Source organism: Microbacterium sp. A94 (assembly GCF_051842855.1).
Classification (GTDB): Bacteria; Actinomycetota; Actinomycetes; order Actinomycetales; family Microbacteriaceae; genus Microbacterium.
This window is the reverse complement of sequence record NZ_JBPXMU010000003.1, coordinates 29,730-48,163: the sequence shown is the minus strand read 5'-3', so window position 1 is coordinate 48,163 and position 18,434 is coordinate 29,730. Positions and strand designations below refer to the sequence as shown.

Sequence of the window (18,434 nt, the reverse complement as noted above, 5' to 3'; positions counted from 1 at the left end):
CGATCACTTCCGGTCTGCGGGACGACGCGACAATGCGAAGCCCCTGGCGATGAACGGGGCAGCAGCGAGAGCGATGAGTGGATGCTGTCGGCTGTGCGTTCGCACATATGCGATCGCAGCGAGCGGCACTGCGGCGGGAAGCAGCGCGAGCGCCGCTCGACGACTCGCGCTCCGCGGCGTTGCCCACCATGCCGCAGAGACGGCGGCCGCGCTGGCTGCGCAGGTCACGATGTACAGCGCATGATGCAACCAGCGGAAGCCACTGGAGTCAATGAGTTTTGCGGCGACAGCTGTCCCCAGCGCGCAGTTCGCGGTATAGCTCAGCGCTGCTGCGGCGAACAGCGGCGCTGCGTTCGTGGGGTGCCGACGGCGGTCCATGTCTTGACCCTATGCCGTTCGCTTCCGGCTGCGTTCAACAGGCACAAATGGCTGCATTGGAACCACGGATCGAGCCATTTGTGCTTGTCGAACGAAGAAGGCTTGACAAACTCGAGATATATCGTGTTATTGTCGAAACACGCGATATATCGCGATCAACCCCAGACGGACCAACCGAAGCACGATCAACCCCAGGAGAGAACATGACCGAGAAATGGCTCATCGCCCCCGGCGAAGAACGTGTCATCGACATCCCCCAGGCGACCCGGCTCAAGGTCGGCCTCGTCCGCGGCCAGGTCGATGTCATCGCACACGACGAACCCGGCATCCGCATCGAGGTGCACGGAGTCAGCGTCAAAGACCTGCGCATCGAATCTGACGGCACCCAGATCGAGATCGATCACCCGCAGCTGGGGTGGGACAACTTCCTCGAGGTGTTCCGCAACTTCGGCTCTGGCGGGCCGCGTGCCGAAGTCAGCGTGGCAGTCCCCCGCAGCATCGCCCTGAACCTCGGCGTCGTCAGCGCTGGTGCCCTGATTTCCGGGCTCACCAACGACGCGCGCTTGAACACGGTCTCCGGCGAACTCATCGTCGACACGCACACCGGAGATCTGACGCTGAACTCCGTCTCCGGCGACGTGCAGGTGCGCGGTCTCACGGGTTCCGTGAACGCGAACAGCGTCTCCGGCGACGTCGCCATCACCGGTTCGATCCGCAAGGCGACTGTCGACAGCGTCTCCGGTGCCATCTGGGTGGATGCTGGCGGCGCCGTCAATTCGATCACTCTGAACACCGTCTCGGGCGACAACACGATTCGACTCGAAGAGACGCTGCCTGCCAACTACGTGGCGCGCTCGATGAGCGGCGCCGTGACGATCGACGGCATCGACCGCGCCAGCTCCGGACCCACCAGCTTCGCTGGTTCCACCGGTGAGCTGGCTGGCTCCTTCGTCGACATCCGCACGAATTCGGTCTCCGGGGACACGACAGTTCTGCGTCGCCCGCTGACCACCGCTGCCGACGACGAGGAGTGGGACTCATGAGCCCCGCCGTCTTCTCGCACGGCGACCTGCGCCTCTATCTGCTGTCGCTACTGGCCGAATCGCCGCAGCACGGTTACGGCATCATCCAGGCTCTGACCGATCGCACCGGGGGCACTTACACCCCGAGCGCGGGCACCATCTATCCTCGGCTTGCGAAGCTTGAGGAAGAGGGACTGGTCAGTAAGACCATCGATGGTCGCACCACGATCTATGCGATCACCGGCGCCGGTCGCGCTGAGCTCGCCAGCCGCGAGAACGACCTGGCCGGCATCGAGTCGGGCCTCGCCGATTCCGTTCGACTGATCGCCAACGAGGTGCGACAGAGCGTGCAGGACGCCATGAAGAGCCTTCGTGCCGACCTCGCATCAGCAGCGCACGATGAGCGAGCTACCGCGAAGAGTCGCCCGTCGACATCGAAGCCGGCAACCAGTGAGCGCACATCCAGTCGTGAGCAGCTGCACCGCGCCGACGCTGCGATCAACGACTTCCGCGCACGCGTGCGCACCGACCTTCGCACCCACGTCGCGCGGGGGGGAACGCTGAGTGAAGCGACGGTGAAAGATCTCGAAAGTGCGATGGATGCCGCAGCTCACGCCGTGACCGGTGCGCTGCACTCATCCAGCAGCTAGGCCGAGAGCCGCGGCCGTGCGGCTACTCGGTCCAGATCTCGGCCTGGTCGTCCGGGACCTCTTGCTCCAACGGAACCACAAGCACCGAGCGGTGCTGCCGGTGGGCGAGACGAGCAGCCACGGAGCCGGTGAAGAATTCGCGGATCGATTCGCCGAGACCGCGCTTGCGGGTTCCGACGACGATGAGCTGCGCATCGAGCCTGTTCGCGAGCTGCTTGATGGCAAGAGCAGGGTCGCCGACGAGCTGTCGTGCGGCCCAGGTGAGGGCGCTGCCCTCAAGAAGGGCCCGCGCCTGATCTTGGACCTCTTCGAACTCAGCGACGCCCGCTTCGATGTTCAGATCGATCGGCGCCGAGTGCACGTAGCCGTCCGGGTCTTCATAGGTGACAAATCGCGTGACGTCGACGTGAGCGACCACGATGGGAACGTTCAGCAGGGCTGCGAAGCGGGCCGCCTCCTGCAGGACGTGCGGCGCCTGATCCGGCTGCATCCCGACGATCACCGCCTTTTGCAGGGCGGCATCCTGAGCCGCTTCGTCGGACGGAGAGGAGGTTGCATCTGCCATGAGAATCGTTCCCTTCACCAACCGGCGAAGGCCAGAGGACCTGGCCCTCGTGCTATCCTAAATGTTACTCTTACCGGCTGCGCGCCGGTGTCGTGAAACGCTTCGGGCACTCGCTTGTCCGACAGCTTAACTCGTGAGGGGGTCTCGCGCATGGGCCGTGGCCGTCAAAAGGCGAAACACACAAAGATCGCCCGCGAACTCAAGGCATACAGTCCTTCGGTGAACTACTCTGCGCTGGAGCGCGAGCTGGCTCATCCGACGGACGAAAACGCCTACGTCGATAAATGGGCGGACGAGTACGCGGATGAAGACGAAGACGAGCTCGAAAAGGCCTGACCGCTTTTCGTGCGCGGCCCCGCGACTTCGGTAGCGGGGCCTTCGTCGTACCCTGTCACAGGTTCGGCAACCTGTCACCAGGTTCGGTGACCTGTCACCAGGTTCCGTGGCGTCGTTCCCACTCTTCTTCGACCGTCCGCCGCCGACCGGCGATGACTCCGAAGGGGATCGAGGCGAGGAATACAGCGCCCAGCACCAGCAGCGGAACAGTCCAACTGCCGCTGATGTCGTGCAGCACGCCGATCAGCAACGGGAAGCCCGCAGCAATCACATAACCGGCGCTCTGCACGAAACTGCTCAGTGCCACAGCGCTTTCCGGCGTACGCGAGCGGATGCTGATGAGCACCAGCGCCAACGGGAACATCACGCCGACGATGCCGAAGATCGTCACCCACAACCAGATGGTGACCGCGTTCGACCAGAACAGGAGACCTGCGACACCAAGCAGCGCACTGGCAGAGCCCACCGCATACAGCGGGCGCGTGGCCTGGAATCGCACCACCAGAACCGGCACGAGCAGTGAAGCCGGAAGCCCCATGACGGCAAAAACCGACAGCAGCAGCCCCGCCGTGCTCGCCGAGACTCCGGCGACATCTGTGACGATGGCCGGCAGCCAGGCGAACGAGACGTAGGCGGCGATCGACGAGGTGCTGAACACGACGGCGATCGACCAGGCCATCGGCAGTCGCACCAGCCGAGCGAATGCCCGCGAGTTCGTCGGCACGACGGCGATCGGCCCGGTCGACAGTTCAGCAGGATCGGATGCCGTGGCATTCGTCGCGCCAGCGGGCGCAGCATCCATCGCCGGCCGACGTGCCGCCCGACCGCTCACCAGGATCGCCATCCACGGCAGCACCCCGGCAAGAGCGAACACACCCCACAGCCCCAGCGATACGCGCCAGCCCGCAGCGTCCGCCACCGGAACCGAGATCAGCGGCGGCAGGAACGTCGACAGCGCCATCGCCGTTGTGTAAAGCGTGAGCATCAGGCCGAGCCGGTCGGGGAAGTACTTCTTGACCAGCGGCGGCACCAGAATGTTCCCCATGCCCACGCCGGCGAAGATCAGTGCCGTCGTCGCAAGCAGAGAAACCGATCCGAACGACAGCCCGCGCAGCACCAGCCCCGTTGCAATCGCGGAGAGCGCGATGACGGTCACCGCTTCTAACCCCAAGCGCCGCTCGAGCAGAGGTGCGCAGAGTCCGAAGATCGCGAAGCACACCGGTGGCGCCGTTCCGATCAACCCGACGACCGCGGTGGGCAGGGGGAAGTCCGCGCCGATGTAGTCGATTACCGGTGAGAGCGAAGCCACCGCCGAACGCAGCGAGAAGGCACACAGCAGAATGCCGAGAACCGCGAGGGCACGCCCGCGCCACAGGGGCCGGGTCACGAAGATTGCGAGCTCTCGACCCACTCGAGGTACTCGTCGGTGACCGTGCCGGTCACGTACCGGCCGTCGAAGCAGCTCATGTCCAGATCGGTGATATCCGACCCCTCGATGATCGCCGCTTTCAGATCCTCGACCTCCTGGTAGACCAGGTGGTCGGCGCCGAGCTCGGCGGCAACCTCCGGAATCGTGCGGCCGTAGGCGATCAGCTCATGCTTGGACGGCATATTGATGCCGTAGACGTGCGGGTACCGCACGGGTGGGGCGGCCGAGGCGAAGGTGACCGAGAGGGCACCGGCATCCCGCGCCATCTGAATGATCTGCTTGCTCGTCGTACCGCGCACGATGGAGTCATCGATGAGCAGCACGTTCTTGCCGCGGAACTCCGTCGACATCGCGTTGAGCTTCTGCCGCACACTCTTCTTGCGCACTGCCTGCCCCGGCATGATGAAGGTGCGCCCGACGTAGCGGTTCTTGTAGAAGCCTTCGCGGTACTCGATGCCGAGTTTGCGGGCCACCTCCATCGCGGAGGGACGGGCCGAGTCCGGGATCGGCATGACGACGTCGATCTTTTCGCGCGGCACGTGCTTCGCGATCGTGTCGGCCAGGCGCTCCCCCATCCGCAGTCGCGACTCGTACACCGCGATGCCGTTCATGGTCGAGTCTGGACGGGCGAGGTAGACGTACTCGAACGCGCAGGGGAACAGCTGCGGCTGCTCGGCGCACTGCTGTGTGAACAGCTCGCCCTTGTCTGTGATGAAGACTGCTTCACCCGGTGCGACCTCGCGGACGACCTCGTAATCGCCGTTCTCGAGCACGAGCGACTCGCTGGCCACAATCCATTCGTCCTGCGTCTCACCGTTCGCCCCAGCGCCGTCGCGACGGCCGAGGATCAGCGGGCGGATGCCATGCGGGTCACGGAATGCGAGGAGCCCGTGACCGGCGATCACGGCGATCACGGCATAGGCACCCTCAATACGCTGATGCGTGCGGCTGACCGCCTCGAAGATGCGCTCGGAGTCGAGATCAACATCGGAGGTCGTCGCCTGCAGCTCACCGGCGAGCACGTTCAGCAGCAGCTCGGTGTCACTGGAGGAGTTCAGGTGCCGGCGATCACGCTTGGCCATGTCGGCGGTGAGTTCGCGGGTGTTGGTGAGGTTGCCGTTGTGGATCAGGATGATGCCGTAGGGCGAGTTCACGTAGAACGGCTGGGCTTCTTCTTCGCTGGATGCTGTGCCCTTGGTGGCGTAGCGAACATGGCCGAGGCCGACGTTTCCGAGCAAGGAGCGCATGTCGCGGGTGCGGAAGGCCTCGCGCACCATGCCCTCGGCTTTGATGATGTGCATGACACCGCTGGGCTCTGCAGTGGCCATACCGGTGGCATCCTGACCGCGGTGCTGCAGCAGCAGGAGCGCGTCGTAGATGTCCTGATTGACCGGGCCGCCTGCGACCACTCCGACGATTCCGCACATGGGGTGTTACTTCGCTCCGTCCGCGTACGCGCCGATCAGACGCACTGCACCACCGTCGACGCCCTTGGCGCCCTCTTCGAACTCGCCGGCCGGACGTGCGCCGGTTCCGACGGTCGCGACCTGCCAGGCGTTGATGCCCTCTTCGGCGAGCGCTGCGATCGCGGCATCCTTCTGCGAAGCGTCGATCACCGCGAGGAAGCCGATTCCGAGGTTCCAGGTGCCCTCGGCCGACTCGAGCGTGGTCCCGGCGATGTCGCTGAGCACGCGGAAGATCGGGCTGGGTGACCAGGTGGAGCGATCGACCTCTGCCCAGCTGCCGACGGGGAGCACACGGGCGAGGTTCGCCGAGATGCCGCCGCCGGTGACGTGGCTGAGGGAGTGGATGCTGCCATCGGCGAGGGTGTCGATCAGGCGCAGCAGCGGAAGCGTATAGAGGCGGGTCGGCTCGAGCAGCGTCTCGCCCCACGTCGCGCCGAAGTCGGCTGCGGTGTCGCCGTAGCCGATGCCAGCACCGGTGATGATGTGACGCACGAGCGAGTAGCCGTTGGAGTGCAGACCGCTGGATGCCAGCGCCAGAACGATATCGCCGTCCTGCACGCGCTCGGCACCGAGGACGGCACCAGCCTCGACGATTCCGGTTGCGGCGCCAGCGACGTCGTAGTCGTCGACGCCGAGAAGGCCCGGGTGCTCAGCGGTCTCGCCACCGACGAGCGCCGTGCCGGTCGCGGTGCACGCATCCGCAATACCGCGCACGATGTCGGCGATGCGCTCGGGGATGACCTTGCCGCAGGCGATGTAATCGGTCATGAACAGGGGCTTCGCCCCCACCACGACGATGTCGTCCACGACCATGCCGACCAGGTCTTGCCCGATCGTGTCGTGCTTGTCGATGGCCTGCGCGATCGCGACCTTCGTGCCGACACCATCCGTGCTGGTTGCCAGCAACGGCTTGGTGTAGCCGAGAAGAGCTGTGGCATCGAAGAGCCCGGCGAACCCGCCGACGCCTCCGAGCACTTCAGGTCCGTGCGTTGCGCGCACAGACGACTTCATCAGCTCGACAGCGCGATCACCCGCAGCGGTATCGACGCCGGCTTCGGAATAGGGATTAGTGGGAGAGGCAGCCACGTGACAAGACTACCGCCGCCGCGGGCCCCCGGATTCCGCCGGCGTCTCATCCGATGGGCCATCGATTGGCAGCACCGGGCAACCGCGCTAGCTTCCGAAGCATCCAGGGACCGATGACGACCAAGGAGCCGAACGATGTCCACCCATCTCGCAACACGGCTGGGGGTGGCGGGGATCGCAGCGGCTGTGACGCTTTCCCTCGCCGTCAGCCCCGTCTACGCAGTCGACGAAGGCGCAGGCGATGGCCTGACCGCCACAGCGCCGACCGGGCACGATATGCCGACTGTCGGCGGAAATCTGGGAAACCAGCATTATTCCGCCCTTGACCAGATCACGAAGAAGAACCTCGACCAGCTGGCACCAACGTGGCGTACGAACGTCTCGGCAGTCGCTCCGGCATCCGGTGCCACCGGTCAGCAGACCACACCGATCGTCGTCGACGGTGTGATGTATCTCGATACCCCCAGCGGCGGAGTGATCGCCGTGGATGGCGCCACCGGCGATTCTGTCTGGAAGTGGGAGAATCACGAGTACGGAATGTCGAGCACGCGCCGCGGGGTCTCTGCCGGTGAGGGCCGCATCTACACGCTCGCAGGCGACAACCGTGTCGTGGCGTTGGATCAGACCACGGGCGAGGAGATCTGGGCGGTACAGCCGGTCGGACCCGACGGCGAGAACCTCGGCCGGGTGGCGAAGGTCGCAACGGTCTACTCGGAGGGGATCGTCTACGCGCACGCTGCTGACGGCGACCGCGGCGCCGTCGTCGCTCTCGACGCCAGCGACGGCAGCTACGTCTGGCACTTCTTCGGCGGCCCCAACCGCGGTGAAATCTTCACCGGCGTCAACGGAGAATCCTTCGACGCTTCCGAAACGTGGGGGCCGGTGCACGAGGACGGTACCGACTGCGCGGTCGAAGGCGGCGCAACATCGTGGATGCACGGCGCCGTCGACCCGGAACTCGACATGTACTACATGACGTTCGGCAACCCGCGCAGCTGCAACACCTCGCAGGACGGCTCCGGCCGCCCCGGCGACAACGTCTTCTCCGACACCCTCGTCGCTGTCGACGCCGCCACCGGCGACTACAAGTGGCACTACCAATCGATCCGCCACGACATCTGGGACATGGACAACGTGCACGCCCCGAACCTCGCCGACATCGAGGTCAATGGTGTGGAGCGCCAGGTGATCTTCTACGGCAGCAAGTCCGGCCACCAGTTCGTGCTGGATCGCACGAACGGTGAACCGGTACTGCCGACTGAGCACAAGCCGGTGATCACTGACGACCGCCAGGCGAATGCTGAGACCCAGCCGTTCCCCCTCGAGCGGCTGCTTCCGGAATGCGTGGCCTGGGAGAAGCTCGGTCCCGACAACGTGCCCGGCGACCCCTGGCGCGGCGTGCCCAACTACAACGGCTATCAGCCGGACGAAGACGGCAACCTCGTATTCAACCCGGACAGCTACGTCGCCGCAGATCAAGAGCACCTGACCTATCCCGACGGCCATGTAGGACATCGCGAGGGCTGCATGTACGACCCGCAGTGGGATCTCCCAATCCTCTCTACCACCAGCCAGAACGGCGGCGGCGACTGGTCGAACAACGCCTACAGCCACAACACGAACCTCGTGTACTTCCCCTACGGCACGAACAATGTGGCGCACTGGAACGGCGCATCCGCCAACGGGCAGCGCGCGATCGGTCAGTACCAGACCGGCGGCATCGTCGCCTATGACGCTTCCACCGGAGCCGTCGAGTGGCTGCAGCACCTCGGCACCGACATGTCGCACGGTCAGGGGCCCTTGGCGACAGCATCCGATCTCGTGTTCGTCGGCCAGATCGATGGACGACTGCTCGCGATGGATGCCGTCACGGGAGATGTGCTTTGGCAGTTCCAGACCGGAACCGGCATCGGCTCGGCACCGGTGACGTACGAGGTCGACGGCGAGCAGTATGTCGCTGTCTTCGCGGCTGGCACCACGAACCCCTACGGCGGATCGGTGACCAAGGGCGACGCCCTGTGGGCGTTCAAGCTCGGCGGTGACTTCGTGACGGCATCCGGCAGCCAGGAAGGCCCACTGACCGCTCCGCTGTCGATTCGGCGGCCGGTGCAGGGCTCAGCGGTCGAGGGCGCAACGGTCGACAACACCGTGTTGCTGGCCCGTTCGGATCGCACCTCTGACACTGCCGAAGCTGCGGACAGCACGAACCAGGCAGCGATGCAGCCGACGCACCTGCGGGTGCCGGTCGGAACCGCGGTGACATTCCTCAACCCGGGTGCGGAGACGTTCACCACGCATCCGAACCAGCTGGAGCACTGCGCGACCCAGTTCTTCGAAGGGGAGTTCAACGCGCGTTTGCAGCCAGGGGAGAGTTACCAGCACACGTTCGACAAGGCGGGCGACTACTTCTTCAACGACTGCACCGATCCCCGACCCACCGGAAAGATCGAAGTGTATGCCGAGTCGGAGGACCACCCCGGCGCCTTGACGTTCCGCCCTGGCTCGCTGGATCTGAGCGCGAAGAAGGGACTCTTCACGAAGGTGAAGGGCACCGTCAACGCGCACCTCGATCTGCCGAAGGGATACGTACACGAGGGTGAAGTGCTGCTGGAGACCGAGCTCGGACTCCAGCCCGTCCCCGCGTCGAAGGTCACTGGCAGCAGGAATCACGTCGTCCTGAAGTTCGACAAGGCTGACCTCGACAACAACGTGCCGGCGGGAGTGACCGAATTGACCGTCATCACGCACGCCGTACATGAAGGTGTCCAGAAGCAGATCAGATCGACGGTGAGCGTTACCGTAACCAAGTAGACGGATCTCGCAATCGCGTGTGCCGCGTCGCCTTCCCCGGCGGCGCGGCACACGTGCGCGTGGGGGCCGTTCCATTCGTCGGGACGAGGCTTGGTCACACCAGGCCCGCCCGACCAGAGTTGCCAGCACGGCGGTCAGAAAACCGCCGAGACAGAGAGGTCAACCATGCGAGGACGCAAGGATCGCGAGGCGTCGATCTACGGCCACACCGAGACCGTCTTCACGACACCGGAGCTGAACTCAGATGTCCCGAAGGAGTCACTGTTCATCCGGGTGCTCTCGCACACCGAGATGATCGTCGGCGTCATTCTGTTCGGCGGCATCTTCTTCGGTGTCATGTATCAGGTGGCCGGTCGCTACTTCCCTGTCATCAGCTGGGTCGGTGCGGGTGAGCTCGCACTGCTGTCGATGATTGCGATGACGTTCATGATGATGGGGTATCTCACCGGACGCAACGGCCACATCGTCATCGAGGTGTTCGATGGCGTGCTGCGCGGCAAGAAGCTCTTCGTCGCCCTGCGCATCGTCTCGGCTGTGATCATGGTGATCACCAGCATCGCGCTCGTCTACGACGCCTACGTGAAGGTCAGCCTCGAGTGGATGCGCGTCAGCGCCGCGATGGGCATCCCCCTGGGGATCCTCTACATCTTCGCCTTCATCGGTGGTGTGTCCACCGGCATCCACTCGCTGTGGAAGATCCCGCATGCGAACCGGCCGGAACGGCAACTCGAGATCTCTGAGATGGAGGGCTGATCATGGACCTCTGGCTCTTCGTCGTCCTGATGGTCGTCCTGCTGCTGCTGCGCGTGCCCGTCGCCTTCGCGATGATCGCGCCGAGCATGCTCTACTTCTACACCCACAATCTTTCAGCCGGGTACACCACCACCGCGATCGTCAACGGCATCAACAGCTTCCCGCTGCTGGCGGTGCCACTGTTCATCTTCGTCGGCACCGTCGCCAACCATCTCGGCATCGCCACGCGGCTGTACGATTTCGCCCGCGCCCTGCTGCCGCGCCTTCCCGGCAACCTCGCCTACGTCAACCTCACCACCGCGGTCGGCTTCTCGTGGATCAGTGGCTCTGCTCTTGCGGATGCCGCGTCCACGAGCAAGGTGCAGGTGCCGCAGATGCTGAAGGCGAACTACCCCTACGGATTCTCCGCCGGCCTCACCGCGTCAAGCTCGCTGCTGAGCACCGTGATGCCGCCCAGCATCCCGGCCGTGCTGTTCGCCGCCACAGCTTCTATCTCGACCGGCGCGCTGTTCGCCGGATCCGTGCTCCCGGCGGCGTTGATGGCGCTGGGTCTTGGCGTCTACATCGCGGTCTGGGTGCGCTTCCACCCGAACATCGCCGGAGGCCGGCCCTTCAACGGAACGATGCTGCGCCGCGCGACCGTACGCGTGCTCGGCCCAATGATGATCCCGGTGATCATCCTCGGCGGTATCTTCAGCGGCTGGTTCACCCCGACCGAAAGCGCGGGAATCGCCGCGGCCGTCGTGCTCGCACTCGGTGCCGTCTACCGCACACTCACCTGGAGCGCCTTCTGGAAGGCAGCCAAGGAGACGGTCCTGATGTCAGGTGGCATCCTGCTGATCCTGGGCGCCTCGAACCTGCTGGGCCAGGTCCTCACCCGCGAGCAGGTCTCGCGCAACCTCGGCGAGTTGCTCCTCGGCCTTACCGACAATCCCGTCGTGTTCCTGCTGCTGCTGAACGTGCTGCTGATCCTGCTCGGAATTTTCCTCGAAGCGACGCCGGTGATCCTCGTGCTGGTGCCGATCCTGCTGCCGATCGCGGCGACCTACGACATCGATCCGGTGCACCTGGGCGTGATCATGATCGTGAACCTCATGATCGGCTCCCTCACTCCACCGGTCGGCGCCGTGCTGTTCGTCGTCGGCTCGGTCACTCGACGGCCGATGGGCGAGCTGTTCCGGGGCATCCTGCCCTTCCTGATCCCACTCGGCACGGTGCTGCTCCTGCTGACGCTCTTCCCCACGATCGTCACGATCGTGCCGACCTTGCTGAACCTCTGACATGACGTCGCCTCGAAAGGACCCGACCGTGATCCGAAAGCTCTACGTGCTCAACGGCCCGAATCTCAACATGCTGGGGATGCGCGAACCCGACATCTACGGCACTGTGACCCTGCAGGACATCGAGACCGAGTGCGCAAACCTCGCCGAAGAGCTGGGGTTCGAGCTCTCCTTCGAGCAGTCCAACGCCGAGCACGAGATCATCGGGTGGCTGCACGATGCGCATCGCGACGGTGCCGCCGTCGTCATCAACCCAGCGGGACTGAGCTTCCAGTCCGTTCCGGTGCTCGATGCGCTGCGCATCCTCAGCATCCCGATTGTCGAGGTCCACATCTCGAACATCCACGCTCGCGACGAGGCGCACCGCCACTCGCTGATGTCGACCGTCGCGACCACGGTTATCGCCGGCGCCGGAGCGTTCGGATATCAGCTCGCCGTCCGCGCAGCAGACGCGCTCGCCAGCTGAGCGTTCCACTCGTCGAGAGCCCTGTTTGTGATCTGGCACCCGCAGGCAAGAGTCAACATAAGCCCCAGACCAGCGCGATGAAGCGCGAGATAAGAGGAGAGTCACATGGTAAACAACATCACGATGCGTCGCAGCGTCGTCACAGTATCGGCGCTCGCCGCCACCGCGCTCATGGTCGCGGGCTGCAGCGGTGGTGCCGCGCCCGCTGAGAACGGCGCGTCCGGGTCAGACGCGAACGACGTGACCCTCACGGTGTCTCTCACGCAAAACGAGCAGACGCCGAACTACTACTGCGGCGTCGAACTGCTGAAGGACCGGTTGGAGGCGTCAGATCTCGGATTCACCGTCGAGCTGTACCCATCGAGCCAGCTCGGCCCGCACGCCGATCGCTTCCCGATGGTGCAGGCTGGCGACATCGACATCGACCTGCTCGGCGGCTCGGAGCTTGCGACCACATTCGCTCCTATCGAAGCCGTCGATGCCGCGTACGCGTTCGATGACGTCGATCATGCCTTCTCCTGGATGGATAACGGATCCGAGGACCTGTTCACCGCGTTCCACGACGCCACCGGTGTGAAGATCGTCGACGGCTGGCTGTTCGGAAACCGCACCTTCACCACCAAGGACGTCGAGATCCGCAGCCCCGAAGACCTTAAGGGCGTCCCCATCCGCTTCCCCAACTCCCCCGGATTCCTGGCGAACGCCGAGGCCCTGGGTGTGGACAGTCCGGTCTCGGTCGCGGTGGAAGAGGTCTACACCGCTCTGCAGCAGGGCATCGCCGTCGGCCAGGAGAACCCGATCGTGGCGACCCACTCGTCCAGCTACGACGAGGTGCTCAACGTCGCGGTTCTCAACAACCACAACGTCGGCATCCAGTTCGCCGTGGTCAGCGATAAGACCTACGAGAAGCTGAACGACGAGCAGACCGAACTGCTGGAGAAGACGATCCGCGAGATCCGCGGCGAGAACCGCACCTGCGTCGAGGAGGAGACCGAGGAGATCATCGACGGCTACCGTGAGAACCCCGATTTCACCGTTATCGAACAGGATGAGATCGACATGGATGCCTTCATCTCGCAGTCGGAGGACTTCTTCAGCGAGTACTACTCAGGGGAGACCCTCGAGGCTTACCAGGCGATCCGCGAAAGCGCCGGCTGATCTGAGCTGAATCTGTGGGGCGGGCGCGTCGGCGCCTGCCCCACAGGGCTTTTGGGGGGCAGGGTTCGCTTTTGGGGGCAGGGTTCGGCTGCTCAGTCTGCAGCGATGCGCTTACTGAGCGCTACGGCCGCGCGGCGCACGAAGGGTGCGGCGTCGCCGGGGACCAGGTCACCGATCCCGCCGCTCACTGCCAGCGCCGCGATCACGCTGGCCCGCTCGTACACGGGGCTGGCCAGGCACACGTGGCCACCATGGACGACCTCAGACACCGGCGCAACATCGTGACGTGCGCGCGCACTGTCGTGTGCGGTGAACATCTCGAAGGCCGCACCGAGAGCAGTCGATGCGCGCGGCAGCCGCTCGCCGATGCGCGCAACCGGGTGGTCGGTTTCACGCCCGTGCGCATTGGCGATGATGACGATCTCCTCGCCGTCGGCGATGGCAAGCTGCACGTTCTGCCCCGTCGCATCGCGAAGCGCAGTCATCGTGCTGATCGCGAGCCGGCGCAGCCGCCGGGGCTGCTCGACGTTCTGCCCCAGCTCGAACAGGCGCAGCCCGAGGTAGAGATTGGCGTCGACGCGATCGAGGTAGCCTTCCGCCACAAGGTCGGCCGCGATGCGCGACACCGTCGATTTCGGCAGGTTCGCTCGCCGCGCGAGTTCAGTAACTCCGAGTCCCTCGCCCAGCTCTCCGAAGGCATCAAGAATCGCGCTCATCCGATCGAGCACGCTGACAGCTTCCGTCCACGACGCCGTACGCATGACGATCAGGCCGCAGGAAGTCGTTTGGCCAGCGAGACACCGGCGGCGCGCACCAGCGGCGCCACGTTGTCCGGGCGCATCGCATCGGAGGGACCGGCGACAGAGATCGCGCCAATCACGCTGCTGTCCGAGCCGATGATGGGACTCGCGACAGCCAGCACACCTCGGTAGGAAGCCCCGGAGTCGGTCGCCAGCATTGAGGAGCGCACGTCGGTGAGCTCTCGGCGGAAGCGCAGCATCTCTGCGGCGATGAGCGGTGCGCTGACCAGGTCGATGACGCGCTCGTCCTCGCAGAAGGCGAGGAAGGCCTTGCCACTCGCGGTGGTCAGGGCGGGCGAGCGCATGCCGGCCCAGGTGGGGAGCATGGGGAGCCTGCCCGGCGCCGCGGCCAGCGAAACCATATCCGTGCCCTGTTGCACCCACAGGCCAACGCGTTCGCCCGTGCGCTGCGCGAGGTGGCTCATAATCGGTGCCGCCGCGGAGACCAGCCGGCGCGGCATCGTTGCCCTGGCGCCGAGCTCGAAGAGTCGAAGCCCCAGACTGATGCCGCCATCGCCGCGCACCAGATAGCGTTGCGAGACCAATTCGCTCACGAGCCGTGCAGCCGTGGACTTCGGAATGTCGGTGGCGTAAGCGATCTGTGTGACGGAGATCGCACCGTCCGCACTCTTGACGGCATCCAAAATCGACAGAATACGCGTGAGCACGGATACTGAGGGACGTTCTGCCGGAACGGGAGAGAGACTCGACATCGGGACCCTTCGAAAGAGGCGGTCTGTTCGATCCGCTCGGGATCGAAGCTACTGCGTGGTGTGAGGGAGCGCAACGGGCCCGAACGCGTGTTGCACGTTCGGGCCCTGCGGGTGGATCAGACCGCGCAGAACGGTTTGATTCCCATGACGCTCTCGAGTCCCTCCATGACGTGACTCTGGAAGAGGTCATCGTTCTCGGCTTCGGCATCGGTCCATACCTCGACGGAGTGACCGAGCGTTGTCAGCCAGGCACGGCCGCCGTCGTAGTAGTGGCACCAGCTGACCGGGTGCTCGGCCCCGTGGCCGGGGTGACCCGACTCGCGTCCGTTGAGGCTCGTCTGCTCATCGACTTCGAGGAGCACGTTGACGTAGCTCGGGTACGGGTGCAGGTTGTACCACTCGTCGGTGAAGCCCCACGTCTCAGGCATGAACTCCGTCGACACATCCTTGTCGTTGATGACCTCCACGGTGCCGGGCCGGTTCGGCGCGTGATCGTAGAAGTTCGTGCCGCCGAGCAGTCCTTCGTACCACTGCCAGTGGTACTCGGTGCCGAAAGCGTTGTGGATGCCGACGAAACCGCCGCCGCGTCGAACGAACTGCATGAGCGCCGTCTGTGCCGAGTCGTCGAGGCTGTCGCGGGTGGAGCTCAGGAACACGATCGCCTGGTAGTTGTTCAGGCGGGAGAATGCGGACAGGTCCTCGGTGTAGTCAACCGCGATGCCACGTTCCTCGGCCCAGGTCTTCAGCCCGGCCTGCGCGACGTTGTCCGCGTTCAGTGGCGGGTTTAGTCCGGGCTCGAGCGGCGTGCCGAGGTGGGCGTGGCGGGGGCCGCCGGTGCGGCTCCAGATGAGGATCCGCTTCTCCTCGCCCTCTTCCCAGGTGTTGCCCCAGTCGTGGTAGCAGTCGGCGCTGAGTCCGCGGCAGACACCGTAGTCCTTGATGCCGTCTAGGTAGACCGCATCGGCCGTGACCGGCTTGTTGCCGTTACCTTTGTTGCCGTTGTTGCCGTTGTTGCCGTTGCCGTTGCCGTTGCCGTTGTTCCCACTGTTGCTGTGCCCGTTTCCGTTGTTCAAGCTCACGGTCGACGTGCTCGCGGCGAAGAGGCCAGCGCCGAGAACGGCAGCCGCCACCAGCGCGATGCCCGAACGCAATATGGATTTCACGTGATCTCCCTCGATCATTCGAATCGGAAGCCAGAAGAGCCGGCTCGACCCTGAACCTAGGCATCAGTGGAGGCTGTGGCAACGCGTGTTCCATCCAGTAAGTCAGACCCGCACCGGCAAAGCGTGCGCAGTCTCCCTAGGATGGTGCCATGGCCGACAAGCCGCAGTGGTTGATCCGCGAAGACGCCGGAGTCCCGGTGCTCGTCGCCCTTGCGCTGCGCCAGCACCTCGGCATCCGAGTTCCCGAAGACCTGCCGGCACTGCGCGACCTGCCGGTGCGTACTCCGGATGCTGCCGATGCCACCCTCGCGCTGGAGAAGCAGTGGCGCGACTACTGGAATATGACCGTGGAGCCGCGGGCGCATCCTGCCGAGGGCCCGCTGGAACTCGTCGACGGATTCGACACGATCGTCGCACTGCCCGCGAGCGGTGCCGAGCAGCTGCGCGAGGCGATCACTCCGCTGGCCACGCCTGCGCAGCAGTACGCCCAGACCGCGCACAACCGCTACGTGGACTCGATGAACACCTCCACCGGCGGCGACTCGTACCGGGCCTACGCGAGTGCAATCGCCGAGTTCGAACGAGAGATCGGTCGCCGCGCGCACTCGTTCGAGCTGAATGTGCAGGTGCTGCCGTTCACTCAGCGCGGCATCTGGTGGATCGGCGCTCTCACTGTCGCCGTCACCGACGGCCTGCGGCGCGATGTGGTCGCGTTCGACGAGGCCATCCGCCCCGTTATCGGCGAGCTAGCGTAGCCCCACCCCCCGTAGCCCCTGCGCCCCCAATATCACCCCTGCGAGTGGGCGCGCGTGGCTCGAAAATCACGCAAAAGCGAGCCACAACCGGCCACTCGCAACGAGAATTACTCGACGATGGTTTCGCGATCGACGCGGACGACGCGGTCGTGGCGACGCGCGATGCGCTCAAGCACCATGCCGACGATGCCACCGAGGCCGACACCAATCGGAACGGTCCACAGCAGCGCGAAACCGAAGACCTGGCTCGGCGGGTACACCACATCGAGCACGGGAGACGGCTCGTAGTTTCCCACCATCGTCAGGATGCCTGCGGCGATGATGCCGACCACGATGCCGATGCCCAGGAACACTCCATAGCGCGGCACCCGCCGAACGGTCGCTTCGACGGTGTGGTGAGAGTCAGGGGCAGACATGTCTCCATTGTCCCACTGTTCACCTCGGTGCACGCCGAATACCGGGCGCTACGGGCGCAACGGCAAGAGGTCGCGCAGATCGGCGCGAGTTCCGGATGCGTGGACCCGGCCCGCAGCGTACACATCGGCCCAATCCTCCACCCCGGTCGCCAGAGCGATCCAGGTCGCCGCATCCATCTCGATCACATTCGGCGGGGTGCCACGCGTGTGCCGCGGTCCCTGCACGACCTGCACGGCGCCGAACGGCGGCACCCGCACCTCGACACTGTTGCCCGGGGCCTTCTCATCGAGCAACTGCAGCAGGTAGCGAACGGCCGTCGCCGACGCCGGACGCGCAGGCTTCTCCCCCGCGGCGAGCGCAGAGCGCACAGCATCCAGTGCCGCTCGCCCATCCGAGATGTCGATCTTCTTGGCCATGTCTCCATCTTGTCTGATCGTGCGCACCGCGTATGGTCGGACTGTGGGTGACAGTCAGCATTCGGAAAACGCACGCGCTCAGCTGCTCGGGGCGCTCTCACACGGGTGGGCGGGTCCGTTCCCGGAACTCGCCAATGCCTCGGCCGCGCGCCGGGCTGCGGTACTCATCCTGTTCGGGGTGCTCGACAGCATCCCCGCACCGACTGCGGACGCCGCTGTCGCCCGCGACCTCGACGTCCTGCTGCAACGTCGCGCGCCCACGCTCTCATCGCACCCCGGGCAGGTCTCGTTCCCCGGCGGTCGGCGCGAATCCGGCGATGCCGATCCTGCCGCAACCGCACTGCGCGAGGCTGAAGAGGAGACCGGACTCGACCCAACCGGAGTCGAAGTGCTCGCGACCCTGCCTGAGCTGCCGCTGGCCGCCAGTAACCACCGCGTCACTCCGGTGCTCGCCTGGTGGACGAAGCCGTCGAAGGTGGCCGCTGTCGATCATGCCGAAACCGTCGAGGTGTTCCGGGTTCCGGTTGCACAGCTGCTCGACCCCGCCAACCGTTACACCTCGGTGGTCAGCCGCGAAAACGTCGGATTCCGCAGCCCGGCATTCGACATCAACGGCACGATCGTGTGGGGTTTCACCGCCATCGTGCTCGACCGCATCTTCGATGCAGCCGGGTGGACGGTTCCCTGGGATGCCACGATCGAACGGCCCATCTGACCGGTCCGGGCCCGTTCGTCCCGGCGCGCAGACCCCGTCTCGCCACCCCGGGCAC

20 protein-coding genes are annotated in these 18,434 nt (G+C 65.1%); 10 read left to right on the top strand and 10 right to left on the bottom strand.

All coding sequences use genetic code 11. The annotated features are described in order from the left end of the window. Positions 1 to 3 precede the first annotated feature (3 nt). The gene (locus tag ACSU1L_RS09815; protein WP_438252872.1) at positions 4 to 378 is read right to left on the bottom strand and encodes a hypothetical protein; all 375 of its coding nucleotides are present in this window, start codon (positions 376 to 378) and stop codon (positions 4 to 6) included. Positions 379 to 581: 203 nt separating this feature from the next. Between ACSU1L_RS09815 and ACSU1L_RS09810 the strand changes: the two genes are divergently transcribed. Together ACSU1L_RS09810 and ACSU1L_RS09805 are read left to right on the top strand one after the other, a co-directional pair. Further along, positions 582 to 1,421: a DUF4097 family beta strand repeat-containing protein gene (locus ACSU1L_RS09810; protein WP_439255637.1), complete on the top strand. Its 840-nt coding sequence runs from the start codon at positions 582 to 584 to the stop codon at positions 1,419 to 1,421. After that, positions 1,418 to 2,050 carry a PadR family transcriptional regulator gene (locus ACSU1L_RS09805; protein WP_439255636.1) on the top strand — a complete coding sequence of 211 codons (633 nt, stop codon included), beginning with the start codon at positions 1,418 to 1,420 and terminating at the stop codon, positions 2,048 to 2,050. Before ACSU1L_RS09810 ends, ACSU1L_RS09805 begins: the two co-directional genes overlap by 4 nt. Before the next feature lie 22 nt (positions 2,051 to 2,072). On the opposite strand, the gene ACSU1L_RS09800 is transcribed toward ACSU1L_RS09805, so the two are convergent. After that, positions 2,073 to 2,615, bottom strand: coding sequence for a universal stress protein (locus ACSU1L_RS09800; RefSeq protein WP_438252869.1), 543 nt, complete (start codon positions 2,613 to 2,615; stop codon positions 2,073 to 2,075). Positions 2,616 to 2,765: 150 nt separating this feature from the next. Here ACSU1L_RS09800 and ACSU1L_RS09795 point away from each other — a divergent pair, with 150 nt between their 5' ends. Beyond that, a complete protein-coding gene (locus ACSU1L_RS09795) occupies positions 2,766 to 2,951 on the top strand; it encodes a DUF3073 domain-containing protein (protein WP_438252868.1) in 186 nt (61 codons plus the stop codon). Positions 2,952 to 3,045: 94 nt separating this feature from the next. Here ACSU1L_RS09795 and ACSU1L_RS09790 read toward each other — a convergent pair whose 3' ends face one another. The 3 genes from ACSU1L_RS09790 to purM are packed head-to-tail and all read right to left on the bottom strand — an operon-like array spanning position 3,046 to position 6,932. Continuing rightward, positions 3,046 to 4,338 (bottom strand): MFS transporter, encoded by a 1,293-nt coding sequence (locus ACSU1L_RS09790; RefSeq protein ID WP_438252867.1) that lies wholly within the window; start codon positions 4,336 to 4,338, stop codon positions 3,046 to 3,048. After that, positions 4,335 to 5,807, bottom strand: coding sequence for an amidophosphoribosyltransferase (purF, locus tag ACSU1L_RS09785; RefSeq protein ID WP_438252866.1), 1,473 nt, complete (start codon positions 5,805 to 5,807; stop codon positions 4,335 to 4,337). Before purF ends, ACSU1L_RS09790 begins: the two co-directional genes overlap by 4 nt. Positions 5,808 to 5,813: 6 nt before the next feature. After that, the gene (gene purM / locus ACSU1L_RS09780) at positions 5,814 to 6,932 is read right to left on the bottom strand and encodes a phosphoribosylformylglycinamidine cyclo-ligase (RefSeq protein ID WP_438252865.1); all 1,119 of its coding nucleotides are present in this window, start codon (positions 6,930 to 6,932) and stop codon (positions 5,814 to 5,816) included. Between the two features lie 135 nt (positions 6,933 to 7,067). Here purM and ACSU1L_RS09775 point away from each other — a divergent pair, with 135 nt between their 5' ends. From ACSU1L_RS09775 to dctP, 5 genes are all read left to right on the top strand, one after another. Continuing rightward, positions 7,068 to 9,743, top strand: coding sequence for an outer membrane protein assembly factor BamB family protein (locus ACSU1L_RS09775; RefSeq protein WP_439255635.1), 2,676 nt, complete (start codon positions 7,068 to 7,070; stop codon positions 9,741 to 9,743). Between the two features lie 165 nt (positions 9,744 to 9,908). Next, positions 9,909 to 10,496, top strand: a complete 588-nt coding sequence (locus ACSU1L_RS09770) for a TRAP transporter small permease (protein ID WP_439255634.1) — start codon at positions 9,909 to 9,911, stop codon at positions 10,494 to 10,496. 2 nt (positions 10,497 to 10,498) lie between these two features. Then, on the top strand, positions 10,499 to 11,776 hold the full coding sequence (locus ACSU1L_RS09765; RefSeq protein ID WP_439255633.1) for a TRAP transporter large permease: 1,278 nt from the start codon (positions 10,499 to 10,501) through the stop codon (positions 11,774 to 11,776). Positions 11,777 to 11,804: 28 nt separating this feature from the next. Next, positions 11,805 to 12,242, top strand: coding sequence for a type II 3-dehydroquinate dehydratase (locus tag ACSU1L_RS09760; protein WP_439255632.1), 438 nt, complete (start codon positions 11,805 to 11,807; stop codon positions 12,240 to 12,242). Between the two features lie 105 nt (positions 12,243 to 12,347). Continuing rightward, the gene (dctP, locus tag ACSU1L_RS09755; protein ID WP_439255631.1) at positions 12,348 to 13,400 is read left to right on the top strand and encodes a TRAP transporter substrate-binding protein DctP; all 1,053 of its coding nucleotides are present in this window, start codon (positions 12,348 to 12,350) and stop codon (positions 13,398 to 13,400) included. A gap of 92 nt (positions 13,401 to 13,492) precedes the next feature. Here dctP and ACSU1L_RS09750 read toward each other — a convergent pair whose 3' ends face one another. The 3 genes from ACSU1L_RS09750 to ACSU1L_RS09740 form a co-directional block, all read right to left on the bottom strand. Beyond that, complete coding sequence (locus ACSU1L_RS09750; protein ID WP_439255630.1) at positions 13,493 to 14,161, bottom strand: IclR family transcriptional regulator; 669 nt, start codon at positions 14,159 to 14,161, stop codon at positions 13,493 to 13,495. A 5-nt stretch (positions 14,162 to 14,166) separates the two neighbouring features. After that, complete coding sequence (locus tag ACSU1L_RS09745; RefSeq protein ID WP_439255629.1) at positions 14,167 to 14,868, bottom strand: IclR family transcriptional regulator; 702 nt, start codon at positions 14,866 to 14,868, stop codon at positions 14,167 to 14,169. 161 nt (positions 14,869 to 15,029) lie between these two features. Next, positions 15,030 to 16,076: a ThuA domain-containing protein gene (locus ACSU1L_RS09740; protein WP_439255628.1), complete on the bottom strand. Its 1,047-nt coding sequence runs from the start codon at positions 16,074 to 16,076 to the stop codon at positions 15,030 to 15,032. A 149-nt stretch (positions 16,077 to 16,225) separates the two neighbouring features. Between ACSU1L_RS09740 and ACSU1L_RS09735 the strand changes: the two genes are divergently transcribed. Next, entirely contained in the window at positions 16,226 to 16,831 is a 606-nt protein-coding gene (locus tag ACSU1L_RS09735; protein ID WP_438252864.1) for a zinc-binding alcohol dehydrogenase, read from the top strand. Positions 16,832 to 16,938: 107 nt separating this feature from the next. Here ACSU1L_RS09735 and ACSU1L_RS09730 read toward each other — a convergent pair whose 3' ends face one another. Both ACSU1L_RS09730 and ACSU1L_RS09725 read right to left on the bottom strand, forming a co-directional pair. Further along, on the bottom strand, positions 16,939 to 17,247 hold the full coding sequence (locus ACSU1L_RS09730) for a potassium transporter Trk (RefSeq protein WP_438252863.1): 309 nt from the start codon (positions 17,245 to 17,247) through the stop codon (positions 16,939 to 16,941). A 48-nt stretch (positions 17,248 to 17,295) separates the two neighbouring features. After that, positions 17,296 to 17,664: a sterol carrier family protein gene (locus ACSU1L_RS09725; protein ID WP_439255627.1), complete on the bottom strand. Its 369-nt coding sequence runs from the start codon at positions 17,662 to 17,664 to the stop codon at positions 17,296 to 17,298. 43 nt (positions 17,665 to 17,707) lie between these two features. Here ACSU1L_RS09725 and ACSU1L_RS09720 point away from each other — a divergent pair, with 43 nt between their 5' ends. Next, complete coding sequence (locus tag ACSU1L_RS09720; protein WP_439255626.1) at positions 17,708 to 18,379, top strand: NUDIX hydrolase; 672 nt, start codon at positions 17,708 to 17,710, stop codon at positions 18,377 to 18,379. Positions 18,380 to 18,434 lie beyond the last annotated feature (55 nt).

Bases quoted from the DNA above. Each gene is read 5' to 3' on its own strand.
- ACSU1L_RS09815 (WP_438252872.1), bottom strand. From the start codon at position 378: ATGGACCGCCGTCGGCACCCCACGAACGCAGCGCCGCTGTTCGCCGCA.
- ACSU1L_RS09810 (WP_439255637.1), top strand. From the start codon at position 582: ATGACCGAGAAATGGCTCATCGCCCCCGGCGAAGAACGTGTCATCGAC.
- ACSU1L_RS09805 (WP_439255636.1), top strand. From the start codon at position 1,418: ATGAGCCCCGCCGTCTTCTCGCACGGCGACCTGCGCCTCTATCTGCTG.
- ACSU1L_RS09800 (WP_438252869.1), bottom strand. From the start codon at position 2,615: ATGGCAGATGCAACCTCCTCTCCGTCCGACGAAGCGGCTCAGGATGCC.
- ACSU1L_RS09795 (WP_438252868.1), top strand. From the start codon at position 2,766: ATGGGCCGTGGCCGTCAAAAGGCGAAACACACAAAGATCGCCCGCGAA.
- purF (WP_438252866.1), bottom strand. From the start codon at position 5,807: ATGTGCGGAATCGTCGGAGTGGTCGCAGGCGGCCCGGTCAATCAGGAC.
- ACSU1L_RS09775 (WP_439255635.1), top strand. From the start codon at position 7,068: ATGTCCACCCATCTCGCAACACGGCTGGGGGTGGCGGGGATCGCAGCG.
- ACSU1L_RS09770 (WP_439255634.1), top strand. From the start codon at position 9,909: ATGCGAGGACGCAAGGATCGCGAGGCGTCGATCTACGGCCACACCGAG.
- ACSU1L_RS09765 (WP_439255633.1), top strand. From the start codon at position 10,499: ATGGACCTCTGGCTCTTCGTCGTCCTGATGGTCGTCCTGCTGCTGCTG.
- dctP (WP_439255631.1), top strand. From the start codon at position 12,348: ATGGTAAACAACATCACGATGCGTCGCAGCGTCGTCACAGTATCGGCG.
- ACSU1L_RS09750 (WP_439255630.1), bottom strand. From the start codon at position 14,161: ATGCGTACGGCGTCGTGGACGGAAGCTGTCAGCGTGCTCGATCGGATG.
- ACSU1L_RS09735 (WP_438252864.1), top strand. From the start codon at position 16,226: ATGGCCGACAAGCCGCAGTGGTTGATCCGCGAAGACGCCGGAGTCCCG.
- ACSU1L_RS09730 (WP_438252863.1), bottom strand. From the start codon at position 17,247: ATGTCTGCCCCTGACTCTCACCACACCGTCGAAGCGACCGTTCGGCGG.
- ACSU1L_RS09725 (WP_439255627.1), bottom strand. From the start codon at position 17,664: ATGGCCAAGAAGATCGACATCTCGGATGGGCGAGCGGCACTGGATGCT.